Genomic DNA, 1,088 nt, shown 5'->3' on the forward strand with positions numbered 1-1,088 from the left:
GCACGGAACCGAGGGCCGAACTCCTAGAGAGCGGCGGCCTCCTGGAACGCAGCGGCAGTGGTCAGCTGGCGCAGGCGACCAGTGCGCTGCCCCCTCGTTGAGGGACAGCAGGGTGTTCTATGTCCGATCGGCAGACCCGATCACCCTGTGTTCGAGTCCGTACATCCGTCGGCGCTGAAGCCGACGCTCGAAGACTCCAGCGTGTTGCCCTGCGAGGTGTGCCTGATTTCCCATCTTGTAGGTTGCGCCGCCGCCTAGGGTGGCCAGAACTTTCACCGCCTCGGTTCAACCAGCCCTGCGGTGTACGTGCCAGGCCTCAGCGGCTGTTGCGAGGCGCAGGGTCCACGGGGCGGGGTCGGCGGCGCTGATCTCGGCCCACACGTTCGCGTTGGCGACGGCGAAGGCGGTGATGCCCTCGGCGGGGGCGGTGTGCCAGGAGGGGATGTCGGCTGCCCAGCGCTCGGCGGATGCGGGGGTGTGTCCGGCGGCGATGAGCCAGATGGTCCAGTAGCCGGCGTCCAGCCAGGGCGCTCCGCGGGTTGCCCAGGCCCAGTCGACCAGACGGGCCCTACCGCCCTGGGGTGCGTGGTCGTCGACGAGGACGTTGGTGTGGTTCAGGTCGGTGTGCAGGAGATGGGGCCCGGCGAAGTGGCGGAGGTCGTCGGGACGCGCCGCGTAGCGCTCCAACCGCTGTTCGGCGTGGCGGAGTTCGATGTCGGGGCAGGGGGTCTTGCCGAGGTGGCGCAGGAGGGCGGCGACTTCGGGGAGGTCGGGGGAGCCGGGTGCGTAGTCGGCGTGGTGGCCGTTGAGGGCTTCGAAGCCGAGGAGGTCCCAGCCTGCGGTTTCGACGTGCCAGTCGAGGGTGGGGGCCAGGCCGGTGAGGAAGGGGGCGACGGCGGCTTCGCGGTGTTGGGTCCAGGCGCGGGGGTGGTCGGTGCGTAGTCCCTTGATGTGCCAGGTGCCCGTGGTGGAGGTGATGCGGGCGGCGATCTCGCTGTTGAAGCCCTCGGTTGTCTCCTTGACTGTGAGGAGGGGGCCGGTGTGCTTCTCGATGGCGGCGCGGGCGGCGGGTGGCAGCTGGTCGAGGC

At 70.1% G+C, this 1,088-nt stretch carries 1 protein-coding gene; it reads right to left on the reverse strand.

Annotated features, from left to right (window positions below; translation table 11 throughout):
• Positions 1–285: 285 nt before the first annotated feature.
• Positions 286–1,088, reverse strand: an 803-nt coding sequence (locus ACFCZN_RS21515) for a phosphotransferase family protein (RefSeq protein WP_430558123.1), incomplete at its 5' end; no start/stop codon positions are given.

Source organism: Isoptericola sp. NPDC056134 (assembly GCF_042264825.1).
In the GTDB taxonomy this organism is placed as follows: domain Bacteria; phylum Actinomycetota; class Actinomycetes; order Actinomycetales; family Cellulomonadaceae; genus Isoptericola; species Isoptericola nanjingensis.